Below are 16747 nucleotides of genomic sequence, written 5' to 3'. Positions count from 1 at the left end.
CCTTTTGTTCGTTGCTCGTCATGTGTTAAGAGCCAGTTGATCGATAATGGCGAACGCCTACTCTCCATAGGAGCAGGCAAGGTACAATAAACAAGATGCCAGCAGCAGGAGCCAGCATGTAAGCCAGTTCATTCCCAGTTGTTTTGTCCAAAATATACAACAGTGGCAAATAGTTGACGCATCCAAATGGGATGATGAAGGTAAAGAATCGTTTTACCCATTTCTGATAAATATCAAGCGGATACTGGGCCATCTCTTTCCCTCCATCCGTGAAAATATTAGCGACCTCAAGGCCTTGAATCGTCCAAAAGCACATCGTTGCCGCGAGCATGAATATACCTGAAAAAATGAAAACCCCGCTTAGAACCATAAAGATTAGCGTAATGACTTTAGGGAGCGTCCAATCAATAGAAAGCTGACTGATAGCCCATGTTAAGACCAATGCGCTTTGCGCCAGTCTGCCGACGCGGGTGAATTCGAACTTGGAACCCAGTACCTGAATGATCGTGCTCCTTGGCCGTACCAATACGCGGTCGAATTCTCCATTAACCACCATACTGGAAAAAGAATCAAACCCCCGAACAAAGCATTCGCTTATTGCAAAAGCCATGTGAATAATGGAGAAGCAGAGTGCCACCTCTTGAAATTCCCAGCCCTTAATCTGTCCAAAGCGTTCAAACATAAAATATAAACCGGCGAATACCGAAAATGGAACGAGAAACTGACCAAATGAAAGAAGCCAAAATGAAGTCAGATACTGCATTTGCGATTTGAATAAAATGACGATGTATTTCCAATAAAGCTTCATTCCTATCACCCTCCCTGTACGACTATTTTTCGCAAAACCCGGTTCATCGCAAATCGGCCAATAGCAACGAGTGCTACAAACCAAAGGAGCTGAATACCAATTCCGATCAATGCCTCATCCTGTGTAATATGACCGGAATAGACGCGAAACGGAAAGTCAGCAGTCCAGCGGAACGGAAGCACGTACACAATACTTTGCAGCCAAGACGGCATAAGAGGAATAGGTAGGACCATACCCGCTAGAAATTCACCAACGACAGCAAACATTAACAAAGATCCTGCTGCAGACAGCGTAATAAATACGGAAATGTACATCAACATAGAGAGCGCTACAATCATAAGCAAACCAAGCAGCAAGGCAACGACGAATAAAAGAAATGCAGTGAAATTTTCCGGTAACGGCAATCGATAAGCTTCCGGCAGGAAAAAAGCGATAATCAAAATAGGCAAGCTTCGTAAAATGGCGCTCGCCAAGCGCTGAGCTAGCAGCTTCGCGTACCATAAGCCGTATATTCCGCTTGGTCTGCAAAGCTCATAAGCAACATTTCCGCTTGTAATAAGCTGGAATAGCTCATTGTCACGGAACCATAACATGACAAAAGCCAAGAAAGCTTGCTGCAGCCATACATAGGTGATGAGCTGCGAAAGAGAAATGGGAAAGTCCGATCCCGATTGACTGTAAAATGCCTGGTAGACCATTATAAAAATAAAGCCAAAGAAAAATTGTGTCGCGATCCCCGCCAAAGCAGCAGCGCGATATTGCAAGCCATGATAAATCCGCAGTTTAAAGACTGATATATACGCCTTCATTATAGTTCATGCTCCTTATACAATTGGATAATCATATCCTCAATAGGGGGCGTATCAATCGTTACATCCAGCAGCTCCACCTGCTCCGATATGGACTTCAACACCTCTGAAATAAATACTTTATCTGAATCTACACCGAGCACAGCTCTCTCAGGCGACCAAGATTCGAGAACCGCTCCCTCAACGCTAAGAGGCTTCTGTTGATGGCGATATTCAACCGTTATCGTTTTCCTTGTGCCAAACTGATTCCGAATTTCATGAATGCTTCCATCATAGAGAAGTTTGCCTTTTCCAATTAGAATGATCCGCTGTGCCAGCGCTTCAATATCACTCATATCATGAGTCGTCAAAATGACCGTGACACCCTTCTCCTCGTTAATTCTACGAATAAATTGGCGAACAGCGATTTTTGATACCGCATCCAAACCGATTGTCGGCTCATCAAGAAAGAGAATACTGGGACTATGCAAAAGTGATGCCGCGATTTCGCAGCGCATCCGTTGACCAAGACTCAGCTGTCTAACAGGCATATGTATAATGTCCTGCAACTCGAGCGTTTCTGTTAACAGCGCAACATTATCTTGATATTCCTGCTCTGGCACCTTATAAATATCGCGAAGCAGCTCGAAGGAATCAATTACCGGAACATCCCACCACAGCTGAGAACGCTGACCAAATACAACCCCAATATTTTTCACATAAGCGACGCGGTCCTTCCACGGCGTATAGCCCATGATCGTGCAGGAGCCGCTGTCTGGTACAAGTATTCCGCTCATCACTTTGATAGTCGTCGATTTACCTGCACCATTTGGTCCAATATAACCAACAATTTCACCTGGCTTCACTGAAAATGAAATATCATTAAGCGCTTCCACAGAAGTGTATTCTCTATGAAATAATGACTTAACAGCTTGCCCTATACCCGATGAACGCTTTGCCACCTGATACGTTTTTTTGATACCCTTTATCGTAATCATTTGTTTTTACCCCCGACCTTATTTTGGAATACAGATATTAGCATTCATCCTATTTTGTGTCAACAGAAATTCAAGCAAGTCTATTACACATCCCCACCCCCTTATCCCTACTAAAATGACCTTCACCATGAATGTCATAACCAAAACCATTACCCTGTCCACGTCCATTTCCGCGACTTTGACTATTACCGCGACCATCACCATTACTGCGTCCACGACCATTACTGCGACCATCTTCATTACTGCGAACATCACCATTACTGCGACCATCACCATTACTGCGACCATCACCATTACTGCGAACATCATCATTACTGCGACCATCTTCATTACTGCGACCATCTTCATTACTGCGACCATCTTCATTACTGCGACCATCTTCATTACTGCGACCATCACCATTACTGCGACCATCATCATTACTGCGACCATCATCATTACTGCGACCATCATCATTACTGCGACCATCACCATTACTGCGACCATCACCATTACTGCGACCATCACCATTACTGCGACCATCTTCATTACTGCGACCATCTTCATTACTGCGACCATCTTCATTACTGCGACCATCTTCATTACTGCGACCATCTTCATTACTGCGACCATCTTCATTACTGCGACCATCAATTTTAATTTCAGATTCTGAAATTAAAATATAAATTAGTTCAAAACACCTCTTATTAACGTCATCAGTTGAAATTAAATCACCATTTGACCACGCACCTCCTGCGTAGAATGCCAAGTAGTTTCAAAAAATGAAACTAAGGCTTCAATTTACTTACTTCTATATCAATTAAGTTCATAAATTGAAATTATCAATCAGTCATTTAGACTATCAAATAGTCGATCGAACAGTAGTCAGTCAGGTCAGTGTCGGTCAAGTCAGTGTCGGTCAAGTCAGTGTTAGTCAGGTCAGTGTCAGTGTTAGTCAGTTAATTAGTCCATGAGTCCATCAGACGTTCAATCAGTGAATCAGTCATTAAATCACCCAATTTGTCTACCTATCAATCTGTCTGTCTGACTTCCAGTCAGTCATTCACTCACTCAATCAATCAGTCAATCGGTTAATCAGACAGTCAGTCTGTCAGACTTCCAGTCACTCACTCACTCATGAGTAAACTCACAAAATAAGCACAGCTCGAGCAAGTACACACAACGAAAAAAAGCCTTTTATGGAATAAAAGACGAAAAAAAATCGCTATTCATTCTAAGGGAAAAACAGAATAAATAGCGATTTATATGAGATTATAGAGTACCTTATCCGGTACTTGTCTAACTATTAAAAGTTAAATACGAAATCTTCATCATTAAGCGGCTCTACGTGAATCGTACGAACGTAGCCATTACCTTTTTTGGAGAAGAAGTCATGCTGCTTTGTGTGTGTGCTGATACCGTTGAATACGATTGGATTAACCGGTTCTTCTGGGAAATGCGGTTCCATACCGAGGTTCATCAGCGCTTTGTTCGCATTGTAACGGACATAAACCTTCACTTCTTCTTCTAGACCGAGCGGCGCGTACAAATGATCTGTATACACAACCTCGTTCTCATAAAGCTCGTTTAGAAGTGCATAAAGCTCGATTTGAAGCTGAGCTTTCTCTTCTGGGCTGAACGTTTCAAATAGTTCTTGTGCAAGAACACCAACATACAAACCGTGGATACTCTCATCACGCAAAATCAAGTCGATAATTTCGCCGCTGCTCGTCATTTTGCCTTGGCCTGCCAAGTATAGCGGGTAGAAGAAACCGCTGTAGAACAGGTAGCTTTCTAGAAATACGGATGCAGCCATCGCTTTGTAAAGCTCAATCGGTCCTGTGATGTTAGCATACCACGAGGAAATCATTGTTGCTTTCTTCTGAAGCTGTTCATTTTGCTCGACCCATTTGAAGATCTCATCGATCTCTTCGCCTGATGCCAGCGTTGTGAAAATACTGCTGTACGATTTTGCGTGAATTTGCTCCATCATGGACATGAATGAGAGGACAGCTTTGCGCTGCAAGCCTTCAACATGCTCCAAAATTTTCGGCATGCCGATTCCGCCTTGAATCGTATCAAGCAAAGTCAGACCGCCGAGTACGTTCTTATATAGCGTACGTTCAGCATCCGTCATTTCCATCCAATCCATTTTGTCATCGGAGAGCGGAATCTCTTCATCCGTCCAAAATTGCATTACATTTTGCTGCCAGAATGTCAACGTGAAATCGTCATCAGGCCGGTTCCAGTTTACTGCTTTCATTAGAGTGAGCTCCTTCTTTGCTACGTAAGCATCGATAAAATCATGCGTAAACGCAAGCTGTCGATTTCTCGAAGCTTACGTTTCGCGGTTAAATACGACATGCATTCAAGGATCTAACCATAAATCCATGATCTCTTATCGTTCCAACTTAAACGGCACAGCTTGTGCATTCCTCAACGGAAAGGCGTTTCGTTCTTGTGTAGTAGAGCGATTTAAGTCCTTTTTGTGCAGCATAAACATAGAAGCGCGCCAATTCACGAGTCGATACATTACTGTTAACATGCAATACAGAAGAGATACCTTGATCGACATGCTGCTGAATTTCTGCAATCAGGTCAATTAGCTTGAACTGATCAATGTTGTAAGCTGATTTATAGTAGAAGTAATTGTCTTGTGCCAAATATGGCATTGGATAATACGTTGTTGAGTTTGCATACGTACGAGTCTCAATATGCTCAACGATCGGCATTACGCTAGATGTAGCATTTTGGATGTACGAGATGCTTTGTGTTGGGGCAATTGCAAGACGGTAAGCATGATAAAGACCATACTTAACAACGTTCTCTTTCAATGCTGCCCAATCTTCCGGCGATGGAATTTCCATTCCTTCGAACAATTCCTTAACGCGATCCGTCTTCGGACGGAAGTCATTTTCCACATAACGTGTGAAATAAGTGCCCTTCGCGTACTCAGAACGGTCAAAGTCTTTAAACGTTGTACCGCGCTCTTTGGCAATTTCCATACTTTGCTCAAGAGAATAGTAGTTCATCATCATGAAGAATACGCCTGCAAAATCTTTTGCTTCTTCACTTTCATAAGCAATTTTGTTTTTTGCAAGGTAGCCGTTAAGGTTCATAGCGCCAAGTCCAACGGAGTGAAGCTCTTCATTGGCTTTGCGAACGCCAGGCGCATTGTCGATTTTAGACAAATCGCTTACTGTCGTCAATGCTTCAATACCAACATGAACGGATTCCTTCACTTTTTTGTGCTCCATCACATTAACAATGTTAAGGGAAGCAAGGTTACAGCTTATATCGCGACGGATTACATCTTCGTATCCGTAATCTTTAATTTCAGATGTCTCTTGCAGTTGGAAGATCTCCGTGCAAAGGTTGGACATTTTGATAGAGCCGATATCTTTCAAAGCATGAACGCTGTTCGCGTTAGATTTATTCATGATGTATGGGTAGCCGGATTCAAGCTGAATCGAGGCGATTTTTGTCAGCATATCACGAGCATTCATAATTTTCTTCTTCGTTACAAGCTCATTAGCAAGTAATTCTTCGTACATCTCGTCCATATCCATGTCATCGAGATGTTTGCCGTATGCTTTATGCACGGAATGTGGTCCGAACGCAAAGAGAGGCTTATTCTGAGCAGCAAGCTCATAGAATTTATTCGGTATAATAAGACCGATCGAAAGGGTTTTGATACGTGCCTTCTCGTCAGCATTAATTTTTTTGCAATCTAGGAATTCAATAATATCCCAGCCGAAAATATTGTAATAACCAGCGCCCGAGCCTTTACGCTGACCCATTTGGTCTGCATAGGAGAAAGCATCCTCCATTAGCTTCAGAACAGGCATAATGCCTTTCGCTGCGCCTTCAACGCCTTTAATTGGCTCTCCGCGTCCACGAAGCTTGGACAAGTTGACAGCAACACCGCCGCCAATTTTGGAAAGCTGCATGCAAGTACCGAGCACGAAGTTAATGGAATTAAGTGAATCATCCATCTCTAGCAAGAAACAAGAAACCATTTCACCACGACGGCTTTTGCCTGCGTTTAGAAAAGTTGGTGTAGCGGGTTGCAAACGTTGATCGATCATCGCTTCAGCAATTCTAAGCGCTTTGGCCGGATCACCTTCACCAAGATTCAAAGCAACGATGGCTACACGATCGGAGTATTGCTCCAAGTATTGCGATTTATTGTTAGTCTTCAAAGCATAATCTTTATAAAATTTGGAAGCAGCCATATACGATTGAAATTCAAAGCCGCTGTTCGCTGTCAAATTGTACACAGCCTCAACCTGCTCATATGTATATTTATCATATACATTATCGTAATAATCATTTTCGATTAAATAATCCAGCTTCTCGCGAAGAGAATCAAACTTCACACTCTTCTCTTCTACTTCCTCCATAAAAGCGACAACAGCCTCTTTATCTTTCTCAAGCTGATAAAATCCGTCTGCTCCGCGTTGCATTAATTCGTTATTCAGTTCAATATGCTTCAATGGTTCGCACCCTTTCGACAAAATGTTGCGTATCTTGATTTGTGCCAGATAATTCAAACTTCAAAATAACGGGAACATGATACTTCTCGGAGATCGTGTCCGCGCTCTTGGCGAACCCTGTTCCCCAGTTGCGATTACCGCTTGCAGATACGCCGCGGAGGTGCTCAGAATTACTTTCCAAGAAGGACTGAACCTTCTCCGGCACTTGACCGAACCCTGTAGTGTACGTGACCAGCACGAACGGCTCGTCCACCTCATCCTTTGCATCAATAGGCATTGCCCGCATATTCAATTTTTTGATGAAACGCTTGACATTACCCGTTCTGGAATCATAGACGACTAGCATTGCACGTTCGCTCCCTTTATTGAATGTAAGAAATCAAAAAGCGCTTCTGACTAGCGTTTCTGTCAGTTGCGCTTAAATCCCAATTACTAGTAGTTACTCATTGATGACAGCTATAATCATCAATATCTAGTTGCTGTTCTTGATTCTACATCAATATATAGGTGGAGTCAATGAAAAATATGGAGAAAATATTAATCTATTTTTTTGGCGCACTCGACTATTTTAACAGATAAGGATATGATGGGATAGTGTCATTTTATTGCTATTTTGGAGGCCCAAATGGACGTTAAAACAACTGCAGAACAAATTCGAGAGTCTATAGAGAAACTGTTTCAGGAAGCCAAATACACGGTTCCAGAGCTGCTAGAATACATCGAGAATTTAGAAAAAGACAATCATGAAATGAAGCAAACGATCAAAAAATTAAAGCTGGATGCCGTTCGAAAAGCGTCAGCAGCTGCAGGAATGAACAGCCGCTTAAAGGATGCCCTGCGCGAATAGCGGAGAAGTGAAACACAACATCTAGATCTAGCATAACGACAGATTTCATCGTTCTTCGCTGTCACATCTTTCGCAATCGCAAGAGCAAATTCAATAATAATGCTTAACTCCTAAAATTGTCCCTTGTCGATTATACACTTATTTTGGCATATGCAAAGATAAAAAGCTCTCCATGAGGTCTAGACCTCATAGGAGAGCCCTTCTTTTGTTGCTTCTTCTACTTTACCGCTGCAAAAAACAATCGCTCTGACTCGCTCGTTGGCGGCTCCAACTCAAAATCCGCATAACGATGGATCGTTTGAAAGCCAGCTCTTCGTAGCGCTGCCTCAATCCAATCAGGATCATATGCGCGCTGCACATGAGATTCCTCGAAGCGATAGAACTTCGAATCCTGCTCCCGCGCAAAAATCGTCAAGCTATGCTCAATCTCACAACGCTCTTCTTCAAAGTCACAAGTCCAGATATAAGCGACATCCCGCTCATCGAGCACAAAAGGCTGTTCTTCCGCATAACGGATCAGCTGCCTAGGCGGATGCATATCAAATAGGAATGTTCCTCCACTGCGCAAGCCCGCGAAGGTGGATCGGAAGGCAGCTTCGATATCCGCTTCCTCCGTCAAATAATTGAGACAATCACAAAACGATATGACCGCGTCAACGGGCTCCTGAAGCTCCCATTCACGCATGTCCTGTTGAAGCCACCTGATCGAGCCTGGACTCGGCCTAATGACCGTCTGCGGCGTCTCATCCCACTTGCTGCGAGCTACCGTCAACATGTCCGAAGACAAGTCAATTCCATATACATGGAACCCTGATCGAGCCAGCGGAATCGATAGGCTGCCTGTTCCGCAGCCTAAGTCAACAACCGTAGCAGGCATCCCATAGCGCGACCAGCCTGCTCTTGCAAAGCCCAGCCATTCTGCATAGGGCATGTCCTCCATCAATTGATCATAGACCCTCGCAAACTGGCCATAGGAGCGTGTCATTGACCGTCAACTCCTTCAGAAACGGATGGGTTAACCTCCGCTTGCTGCTGAGTCTGATCTGAACCGTCAGCTGCCGGCTCCTCAGCCAGATATGTCCAGCTTCCCTTTTGCGTCACTAAGCGTTCACGCATCAGCTTTCCGATCGCGCGTTTGAAAGCGCCCTTGCTGATTCCGAACTTTTGCTTAATAATATCAGCATCCGTTTGATCGGAGTAAGGCATCCCGCCGCCTGGACGTTCTTTCAGGAAAGCCAGAATACGATCAGCATCCTCAACTCGTCCGATTTCTTTGCGCGGCGCCATCGATAAATTCGCCCTGCCGTCCTCGCGTATGAACGTTATTCGTGCGCTCACGCGCTCGCCAAGCCTTAGAGGTCTGGTTCTCTCAGAGCTTGGAATAAGTCCGTATACGCCGAAGCCCACGACTCCTCCATCGATCATAACGAAAGATCCGAGCTGCAATGTTTTGGTTACCCAGCCCTCTACCCACTGGTTATTCCAGCTTTCAGGCGCAGCAAAAACGAGTTCGGAGAGTTCCTCTTCAAAAGCAATTTTCGCGACAAGTCTGCCGATTTTATCATGCTTCATCACAACGAAAACCTCGTCGCCTGGAAGCGGTCTGTAGTCGATGCTTTCAGGAAGCTCAGAGAGCGGGAGCAGCAGCTGTCTGCCAAGTCCCATTTCTAGAAAGCAACCAAGCCGCGGATGAACGTCTGCTACTTGCAAGCGTCCAAGCTGGCCAAGCTGCAGAAGCGGTTTCTTCATCGTTGCCGCTAATCGATCCTCAGAATCGTAGAAGATAAAGGCTTCTACTTCTTCTCCGATTTTCGGTTTTTTGCCAACAAGCTCCGTATAGTGCAGCAGCACATCTGATTCGCCGTTCGTTAAGAAATAGCCATAGGGTGATACCTCGCGGTCCACTTTGAGCATTTCTGTCGTTCCAGCTACAAAACTCATGCGAACTCCACAACCTTCGCATCTGACCAAAGCCGCTCAATGTTATAGTATTCGCGCTCATCACGATGGAAAACATGAACGATAACGTCTCCTAGATCGATCAATACCCATCTAGCGGAGTCCATGCCTTCAATACCGCGGATGCGATTGCCGTTCTTCTCGGCTTGCTTTCTAATTTCTGTAGCGATAGCTTGTACCTGTGTATCGGAATTACCGCTGCAAATCACGAAATAATCCGCGACCAATGAAACTTCTTTTAAATTTAATGCGACAACGTTTACCGCTTTCTTGTCTTCTGCTGCTTCCACCGCAATGTGGAGCAATTCATCTGAATGTACCGCCATAGCTCAGCCTCCTAATTTATCTTATTCCAACAAAGCATTCCGTGCTTCAATCGTTAGTGGAAATATACGTTTTCCCTTTTCCAACAAAAAGGTGATCGTTGAATTAAAGCCCGCAAGTAGAGCTTGCTCCAAATGCTGCTGGCTCAGTTCGCGTATTGCCTCTACACCTGGAAAATTCCGCCCCGGCTCCATATAATCGGCCAAGCAAACAATTTTCTCAAGCTTGGACATCTCTCTTCGTCCAGAGGTGTGATAGCGAATAGCATCCAGCACGCCGGCATCCTTCACGCCATACTCATGCTCCGCAACCCAAGCTCCAACAGGCGCATGCCACAGATCTTTATCATAAAGCAGGAGCTCGCTTGGCAAATGGTTGATGCGAATCATGTTCTCCATACGCTCAGTTGCCCAATATTTGGCCACATCATGCAAAATGGCAGCCAGTTCAGCGCGAACAGGGTCCTCTCCGAATCGCTCAGCGAGAAGGATTGCCGTGTCCATAACTCCCTGTGTATGAAGCCATCTGCGCTCCGGCATCTCTGCCTTCACCTTAGCGATCATTTCCTCACGATTCATACAGGCTGTGCCTCCTCATGTAGCTATATACGGGTTCCGATACAAAATATTGAACCGACTTCCCCGATTTCACTCTCGTTCGGATGTCCGTCGAGGAAATGGGAATAGCCGGCATATGGATAAGCTGAATGCGATCTTGTAAAAACAAAGGAAGCGTATCAAGGTGAATAGCTTCACTTGGACGCTCAACACCTATAAAGCTGATTTTGGCCGCCAGCTGTTCAATTTGATACCACTCCGCGAGATCATTGATCCGATCAGATCCGATGATATAAGAGAATGAAGCATCCGGATAAAGTCGCTCCAGCTCCGTAATCGTATCGTAAGAATAACTTACTCCGCCACGTTGCAATTCGATGTCTAGTACTCGGAAGGAAGGATTGCTTTCAATCGCTCCACGAACCATCTCGTAGCGCTGTTGACCGCTGACTCGCGGTTCATTCGCTTTGAGCGGAGGCCCATAGGAGGGTATAAACCATACTTCATGCAAATCACACTGCTCGCGCGCCGTTTCAGCTGCAATCAAATGACCGATATGGATGGGATCGAACGTTCCGCCCATAATACCTATCTTGCGCATCTGTTGATCCCTCCTTAAATCAGAACAAACGTATTCGATTTATTTGCGAGCTGGTTTTGGAAGCTCGATTTGTTTGTAGTCTTTTGACTCTTTGTAGAGAACGATTGTTTTGCCGATAACCTGTACAAGCTCAGCGCCCGCTGCTGCTGCAACCTCTACGCCGATTTCCTTTGGATCATCCAAGCAGTTATTAAGAACGGAAACCTTGATTAGCTCGCGTGTTTCGATCGCTTCTTCGATGTGACGAACAAGATGATCGTTAGTACCGCCTTTGCCGACCTGGAAGATCGGTGTTAGATGATGAGCCAATGATCTTAAATAACGTTTTTGTTTACCTGTAAGCATGATATGTGTTCCTTCTTTCATCTCGTTAGTTACTCTTTATGATTCCATAAAATATAAGAAAAATAGCCTTAGCCTTGCAATGCGGCAAGAACCGTCTCACGCATCGCTGCAACGGGAGCCGCTTGACCTGTCCAGTATTCGAATGCATATGCACCCTGATAGATGAACATGCCTAGGCCGTTATGGATGCGGCAGCCGCGCTGCTCGGCTTGCTCCAAAAATGTTGTTTTTATAGGATTGTAAATCAAATCACTTGCCACCGCACCCGGCTTCAGCCAAGTGGCATCAATCGGTGTTTCATCCATATTAGGAAACATCCCTACCGATGTCGTATTGATGACAATGTCTGCTTCCTGACATGCAGCTTTAAGCTGATCATTGGATACCGCTTCAATATCCGCTTTGTCGCTAAAATCATTTGCCAGACCTATTGCACGCTCTATCGAACGATTAGAAATCGTAATATGAGCTGGCTTCTCATTCGTAAGCGCATATACGATACCGCGGGATGCCCCGCCAGCACCGATCACAACAATTCGCTTCCCTGCAAGCTGAGGCTCCGCCTCTTCCTTTAGGGAACGAACATATCCGATACCATCTGTGTTATAACCGATTAGCCGTCCATCGTTATTCACGATTGTATTAACCGCTCCAACAGCTGCTGCTCCTGGATCGATTTCATCCAATATACTCATGATATCAAGCTTATGCGGTATCGTTACATTTACGCCGCGTATACCCATCGCTCTAACGCCTGCTGCAAAATCAGCTAGGCGCTCACTCGTTATATGAAAGGCCGCATATACACCGTTAATTCCCGTTTCACGGAAAGCTCTATTCATCATAATAGGTGATTTGGAGTGTCGGATTGGGTTGCCGATCACTCCATACACGATCGTATTGCTGTCGATCTGATTTCCTGCACCTGAATTCGCCACAGTGAGATCCCCTTCCAAAGCTCTGTTAAATCATAGAGTCGCGAAGCATGACCTTTACGCCTTTAGGCGCATAAATTTCAAGCAAAGCTCCACCAGTACCATTTACTTGAATCCAGCCAAGTCCGGATATGAACACATCCTTGTTCTCGCCCCGCTTCACACGAAGTGAATGCCGCGTCCATGCAGGAATCGTCTCAAGCTCTTCAAGTGTAGGCCCACCTAGCAATTGACCGCGATGATCAGCGTAAAGCTCATCTGCGCGCTCCAGTTTTGTCCGATGTATATTCAATGCATTAGACAAATAGAAGGTGAAGGATTGACGGTCGCCCTCAACGAAATCGAAGCGGACTAGACTGCCTATAAACAGCGTCTGACCCGAATTCAATTGATACACGAGAGGCTTAATTGGCTTGTCCGGCAAAAGAGAACTGAGGAAGCTGCGCGGTACAACTTCTGTCATCCGTGACGAATAAACAATTCCCGGCGTATCAATGATAGATTTATCATCATCGAGCGGAATATGAACCGCATCAAGAGTCGTTCCCGGGTAACGGGAAGTCGTAAGCTCACGTTCCATATCGCTGTAATCGCGAATAAGGCGATTTATCAATGTTGATTTACCAACGTTTGTTGCTCCAACCACATACACATCACGGCCGTTCCGATATTTATCAAGCGCTTCAATAACATGTTCAAAGCCCATGTTGCGTTTCGCGCTGCAAAGAACGACATCAACCGTACGAAGTCCCTCTTCTTTCGCTTGCTTTTGCACCCAATTCCGCAGGCGATTCACATTCATCGCTTTTGGGAGCAGGTCGATTTTGTTCACGACGAGCAAAACAGGATTATTTCCGACAAAACGCTGCAAACCGGAAATCAAGCTGCCCTCGAAATCATATAAATCGACAATATGCACCACTAAGCTATCTGTGCTTCCAATACTGCCTAGAAGCTTTAAGAAATCATCCTGATCAATCGCAACTGACGAAGCTTCATTATAATTGCGAATGCGGAAGCATCGTTGACAAATGACCGGCTCGCGCCCCATTGCCGCTTCCGGTAAAAACCCTGCCAGCTCAGGTTTCTCTGATTGAAGCTGCACGCCGCAGCCTGCACATGATAAAGATGCCTGACTAAGCTGTTCTTCATTCACTTTGTTTCCTCCTCATACCATAACCCTTTTTTTCGTAGACGTACTAATGCGAATCGTTCGATTCGACGATTTACTCGCGTCATAATACCTTCATCGGTAGGAGCAATCGGCAAAACTAATATCGTATATAGTCCCATTCGATTGCCGCCAAGCACATCTGTCAGCATTTGATCGCCGATAACAACTGTATGTTCCGCAGGCAACCCGAGTAAGGTAAGCGCTTTGCGAAATGCTTTGTTTGCTGGCTTGCGCGCGGCATGAATAAAAGGAATATTCAGCGGTGCGGCAAACTTCCCAACACGGGTCTCATTATTATTAGAAACGATAATAACCTTAAAGCCTCGTGAGCGCACATAATCTAGCCACTGCACCAGCTCAGGTGTTGCTAACGCTTCTTTTGAACCGACAAGCGTATTATCCAGATCCGTAATGATGCCGCGTACGCCTTGCTTATGCAGCTCATCTAAACTTATATCATACACTGTATTTACACGCATGTTCGGCAACAGCCGTTCAAACATAATAGATATCCCTCTGCTTTCTGCCTGTTATCTTACGAAACTATACCATATAAACTAAATTTGTTGCAAAAAAATACCGCTGCCAATTTCAATGACAGACGGTATTTGTACATTATAATGGCTCTTATTCGCGTTTCAATGCTCAACAAGGTATAACATCAAACTAAAATTTTTATTTTAGCTGATCAATTAGTGATCTAATCTTTGCAGCAAAACGGTCAGCATCCTCTGACGAGGCAATAACCGGACTATATTTTGCCTGCTCAAAACCATCCAATACAGATCTGAAATCCTCACGCAGCCTCTTTTGACTTTGTGACCAGCGAAGCACAGCTTCTCGCATGGTTTCATGATCTTGACGCTCCATACCGCGCTTCTTGCAGACACGAATCAGCTTATGTGTTTCAAGCACAATCCGATCATTGGAAGTATAAGAGCCATGACGAAGCTTGCGCCATGAATAGATAATCTTTTCACGACGAATAAATAGCCAAACCGCTGATAAGGCAACCAACAGCGCAACAGAACTCCACGCCCATACCTTTAGATTAAGATTACGTTCCGTTTTAACTGGTACAGAAGCTCCGCTATCATCCAATGAGCTATCAGGTAATGCTGCTTGTTCTTCTTCCGCATACGTGTAAGGGAAAGCGAACCCTGCCGTAGCCTCAAATGGAATCCAACCGAATCCCTCAAAATAAATCTCGACCCATGAATGTGCGTCCGAGTTACGCACGGTATAAGTACCTGCACCCGTCGGATTCATATCCTCTTCATTCATATAGCCGCCACCAGGAGGACCATAGGAACTGGCTGGAAGAACGCCTGGCGCAAACCCCTTTACCCATCTAGAGGGCAAGCCGAGGCTTCGTGCCATAACAGCCATCGTTGTGGAGAAATAATCACAATAGCCTTCTTTCACTTCGAAGAGGAACTTATCAACGAAATCAAGTGACTTGTCTTTAATCTTGGATTCATCCGGTTTATTATTATACACATAATTGAATCTTAGGTATTGTTCAAGCAATCTAGCTTTATCGTAATCATTTGTCCCTTCAGCGGTAACCTGCAGCGCCAGATCCTTAACCCTAGCAGGAACTGAATCTGGTAATTGCAAATAGTATTCATTTCGGGCCGCATCAGCTGCATCAGACCATCCAGCCTTCGTTTTCCTTAGCTCCGCTTCATCGAGCACCGGCACCATGGATGTCACGGAATAGGCTTCCGGATATTTTTTGTTCTTCATGGACCAGTTCATTAATCTTAGTTCCCATGAATTGGCTACCCAAGCTAGATCGGTTCGTCTATCAGCCTCTTCACTGCCTACCCAGTTCAGTTTTGAAGCAGGAGCAGCGGCGAACAACACCGGATATACATCCTTGCGTACCATCGTAACAATTTGATTGATCTGAAGAGTTCCTGCTATTGGCGGTTTATCAAGAGATGCAAACTCAACACCGTACTCGACCCCGTAAGTAGATTCCGTATCGAACTGATTCTCTGCTCCATCAATCCAACCGTCACCTGTATAAAATGATTTCGACTCACCTCGCCAGTAGCTTCGCTGAGAAGTGGTAACCGTCATCATTGGTGAATAATCATATTCGAACCCCCCGCCGAGAGTATCGTCGCTTCGACTATAGCCCGAGGTTGCAACTCCTTTATTTCCGAGCGTTAAAGCATCTAGCCCCTTATCTCCAAGAAACACTTCCACCTTTTCACCCTTGGACTCTTTCCAAATCGTATAGGGGTCCTGCAAAATAGGTGAAAGGGATGGCATGCTGAGTCCAATCGTCATTAATACCGACAAAACTAAAGCAATTGGCATTAAGAACCGGATCGGATATTCGATAAGCTCCTTCCAGCTGCTCGGATGCTCACGCTGCAGCTTCGCCATATGAGCTGCTGCAAGCCAAAGCAAACCAACAAACACGACCATGGCTACCTCATCCCAAAGCCAAATCGGTGTAAAGGAATCCGCAATGGTCAGCGACAAAATACTAACGCCGATAAGACCGAAAATACGCGGTCGAGTGACCGTCCATACAGCGAATAGCACATACAAAGCTAACAGCGCTGCACTGACCCAAATAAAGGGATGGAGCTGTACGACATGGACTTGGAACCACCAAAGCCAGTCCTGCCAGCTTGCCGGTCTAACCACCATCCAGTCCATCCGTGCCAACTCAACCGTCGTTAGGATACCAGCAAAAACTTGAAGCAGCAGCTTCCCAACTCGACTGCGATAGGGAAGGAGCAGGTCGATTAAAACAGCCCAAAGGATTGTATAGTGAGCAATGGCATAGGTTTCATCCCACCAGAAGCCTTCGAAAACAGAAATGACATTCCATAAAATAACACTGACGAAAATAAAAATCAGCTTCTCATACCAATTGGCTGCTACGTATTTCACGATCCCTCTCGCCATCATCT

Annotated in this window: 19 protein-coding genes; 1 reads left to right on the top strand and 18 read right to left on the bottom strand. The window is 44.9% G+C overall.

Annotated features, from left to right (window positions below; genetic code table 11):
* Positions 1-25: 25 nt before the first annotated feature.
* From AC0YOD_RS01065 to nrdI, 8 genes are all read right to left on the bottom strand, one after another.
* Complete coding sequence (locus tag AC0YOD_RS01065) at positions 26-808, bottom strand: ABC transporter permease (RefSeq protein WP_475797398.1); 783 nt, start codon at positions 806-808, stop codon at positions 26-28.
* Between the two features lie 5 nt (positions 809-813).
* Positions 814-1617, bottom strand: a complete 804-nt coding sequence (locus AC0YOD_RS01060) for an ABC transporter permease (RefSeq protein WP_475797397.1) — start codon at positions 1615-1617, stop codon at positions 814-816.
* The gene (locus AC0YOD_RS01055; RefSeq protein ID WP_475797396.1) at positions 1617-2594 is read right to left on the bottom strand and encodes an ABC transporter ATP-binding protein; all 978 of its coding nucleotides are present in this window, start codon (positions 2592-2594) and stop codon (positions 1617-1619) included. Before AC0YOD_RS01055 ends, AC0YOD_RS01060 begins: the two co-directional genes overlap by 1 nt.
* A 70-nt stretch (positions 2595-2664) precedes the next feature.
* Positions 2665-3342, bottom strand: coding sequence for a hypothetical protein (locus AC0YOD_RS01050; RefSeq protein ID WP_475797395.1), 678 nt, complete (start codon positions 3340-3342; stop codon positions 2665-2667).
* Between the two features lie 85 nt (positions 3343-3427).
* Positions 3428-3532, bottom strand: a complete 105-nt coding sequence (locus AC0YOD_RS01045) for a pentapeptide repeat-containing protein (protein ID WP_475798333.1) — start codon at positions 3530-3532, stop codon at positions 3428-3430.
* 347 nt (positions 3533-3879) lie between these two features.
* The gene (nrdF, locus tag AC0YOD_RS01040; protein WP_475797394.1) at positions 3880-4836 is read right to left on the bottom strand and encodes a class 1b ribonucleoside-diphosphate reductase subunit beta; all 957 of its coding nucleotides are present in this window, start codon (positions 4834-4836) and stop codon (positions 3880-3882) included.
* Positions 4837-4984: 148 nt separating this feature from the next.
* Positions 4985-7069, bottom strand: coding sequence for a class 1b ribonucleoside-diphosphate reductase subunit alpha (nrdE, locus tag AC0YOD_RS01035; RefSeq protein ID WP_475797393.1), 2085 nt, complete (start codon positions 7067-7069; stop codon positions 4985-4987).
* Entirely contained in the window at positions 7056-7415 is a 360-nt protein-coding gene (gene nrdI / locus AC0YOD_RS01030) for a class Ib ribonucleoside-diphosphate reductase assembly flavoprotein NrdI (RefSeq protein ID WP_475797392.1), read from the bottom strand. The genes nrdE and nrdI overlap by 14 nt, the downstream gene beginning before the upstream one ends.
* Positions 7416-7694: 279 nt before the next feature.
* Here nrdI and AC0YOD_RS01025 point away from each other — a divergent pair, with 279 nt between their 5' ends.
* Positions 7695-7916 (top strand): hypothetical protein, encoded by a 222-nt coding sequence (locus AC0YOD_RS01025; RefSeq protein ID WP_475797391.1) that lies wholly within the window; start codon positions 7695-7697, stop codon positions 7914-7916.
* Between the two features lie 217 nt (positions 7917-8133).
* Here the strand turns inward: AC0YOD_RS01025 and AC0YOD_RS01020 are convergent, their stop codons facing one another.
* The 10 genes from AC0YOD_RS01020 to AC0YOD_RS00975 form a co-directional block, all read right to left on the bottom strand.
* Positions 8134-8901, bottom strand: a complete 768-nt coding sequence (locus AC0YOD_RS01020; RefSeq protein WP_475797390.1) for a class I SAM-dependent DNA methyltransferase — start codon at positions 8899-8901, stop codon at positions 8134-8136.
* Entirely contained in the window at positions 8898-9857 is a 960-nt protein-coding gene (locus tag AC0YOD_RS01015) for a CvfB family protein (protein ID WP_475797389.1), read from the bottom strand. The genes AC0YOD_RS01020 and AC0YOD_RS01015 overlap by 4 nt, the downstream gene beginning before the upstream one ends.
* Positions 9854-10201 (bottom strand): ribosome silencing factor, encoded by a 348-nt coding sequence (gene rsfS, locus AC0YOD_RS01010; protein ID WP_475797388.1) that lies wholly within the window; start codon positions 10199-10201, stop codon positions 9854-9856. Before rsfS ends, AC0YOD_RS01015 begins: the two co-directional genes overlap by 4 nt.
* Before the next feature lie 21 nt (positions 10202-10222).
* On the bottom strand, positions 10223-10777 hold the full coding sequence (gene yqeK / locus AC0YOD_RS01005) for a bis(5'-nucleosyl)-tetraphosphatase (symmetrical) YqeK (RefSeq protein WP_475797387.1): 555 nt from the start codon (positions 10775-10777) through the stop codon (positions 10223-10225).
* Positions 10767-11357, bottom strand: a complete 591-nt coding sequence (gene nadD / locus AC0YOD_RS01000; RefSeq protein WP_475797386.1) for a nicotinate-nucleotide adenylyltransferase — start codon at positions 11355-11357, stop codon at positions 10767-10769. Before nadD ends, yqeK begins: the two co-directional genes overlap by 11 nt.
* Before the next feature lie 39 nt (positions 11358-11396).
* Positions 11397-11702, bottom strand: coding sequence for a ribosome assembly RNA-binding protein YhbY (yhbY, locus tag AC0YOD_RS00995; RefSeq protein ID WP_102713066.1), 306 nt, complete (start codon positions 11700-11702; stop codon positions 11397-11399).
* Positions 11703-11770: 68 nt separating this feature from the next.
* Positions 11771-12640, bottom strand: coding sequence for a shikimate dehydrogenase (aroE, locus tag AC0YOD_RS00990; protein WP_475797385.1), 870 nt, complete (start codon positions 12638-12640; stop codon positions 11771-11773).
* Positions 12641-12665: 25 nt separating this feature from the next.
* Positions 12666-13793, bottom strand: a complete 1128-nt coding sequence (yqeH, locus tag AC0YOD_RS00985) for a ribosome biogenesis GTPase YqeH (RefSeq protein ID WP_475797384.1) — start codon at positions 13791-13793, stop codon at positions 12666-12668.
* Positions 13790-14314 (bottom strand): YqeG family HAD IIIA-type phosphatase, encoded by a 525-nt coding sequence (locus tag AC0YOD_RS00980; RefSeq protein WP_475797383.1) that lies wholly within the window; start codon positions 14312-14314, stop codon positions 13790-13792. Before AC0YOD_RS00980 ends, yqeH begins: the two co-directional genes overlap by 4 nt.
* A 172-nt stretch (positions 14315-14486) precedes the next feature.
* Entirely contained in the window at positions 14487-16745 is a 2259-nt protein-coding gene (locus AC0YOD_RS00975) for a transglutaminase TgpA family protein (protein WP_475798332.1), read from the bottom strand.
* Between the last annotated feature and the right edge of the window lie 2 nt (positions 16746-16747).

Source organism: Paenibacillus sp. J31P13, from assembly GCF_056269295.1.
Note: the sequence above shows the minus strand (reverse complement) of the source record. Positions and strands in the feature narration are given on the sequence as shown.

Coding starts and splice junctions, on each gene's coding strand:
- AC0YOD_RS01065 (WP_475797398.1), bottom strand. CDS start 808: ATGAAGCTTTATTGGAAATACATCGTCATTTTATTCAAATCGCAAATG.
- AC0YOD_RS01060 (WP_475797397.1), bottom strand. CDS start 1,617: ATGAAGGCGTATATATCAGTCTTTAAACTGCGGATTTATCATGGCTTG.
- AC0YOD_RS01055 (WP_475797396.1), bottom strand. CDS start 2,594: ATGATTACGATAAAGGGTATCAAAAAAACGTATCAGGTGGCAAAGCGT.
- nrdF (WP_475797394.1), bottom strand. CDS start 4,836: ATGAAAGCAGTAAACTGGAACCGGCCTGATGACGATTTCACGTTGACA.
- nrdI (WP_475797392.1), bottom strand. CDS start 7,415: ATGCTAGTCGTCTATGATTCCAGAACGGGTAATGTCAAGCGTTTCATC.
- AC0YOD_RS01025 (WP_475797391.1), top strand. CDS start 7,695: ATGGACGTTAAAACAACTGCAGAACAAATTCGAGAGTCTATAGAGAAA.
- AC0YOD_RS01020 (WP_475797390.1), bottom strand. CDS start 8,901: ATGACACGCTCCTATGGCCAGTTTGCGAGGGTCTATGATCAATTGATG.
- AC0YOD_RS01015 (WP_475797389.1), bottom strand. CDS start 9,857: ATGAGTTTTGTAGCTGGAACGACAGAAATGCTCAAAGTGGACCGCGAG.
- rsfS (WP_475797388.1), bottom strand. CDS start 10,201: ATGGCGGTACATTCAGATGAATTGCTCCACATTGCGGTGGAAGCAGCA.
- yqeK (WP_475797387.1), bottom strand. CDS start 10,777: ATGAATCGTGAGGAAATGATCGCTAAGGTGAAGGCAGAGATGCCGGAG.
- nadD (WP_475797386.1), bottom strand. CDS start 11,357: ATGCGCAAGATAGGTATTATGGGCGGAACGTTCGATCCCATCCATATC.
- yhbY (WP_102713066.1), bottom strand. CDS start 11,702: ATGCTTACAGGTAAACAAAAACGTTATTTAAGATCATTGGCTCATCAT.
- AC0YOD_RS00980 (WP_475797383.1), bottom strand. CDS start 14,314: ATGTTTGAACGGCTGTTGCCGAACATGCGTGTAAATACAGTGTATGAT.
- AC0YOD_RS00975 (WP_475798332.1), bottom strand. CDS start 16,745: ATGATGGCGAGAGGGATCGTGAAATACGTAGCAGCCAATTGGTATGAG.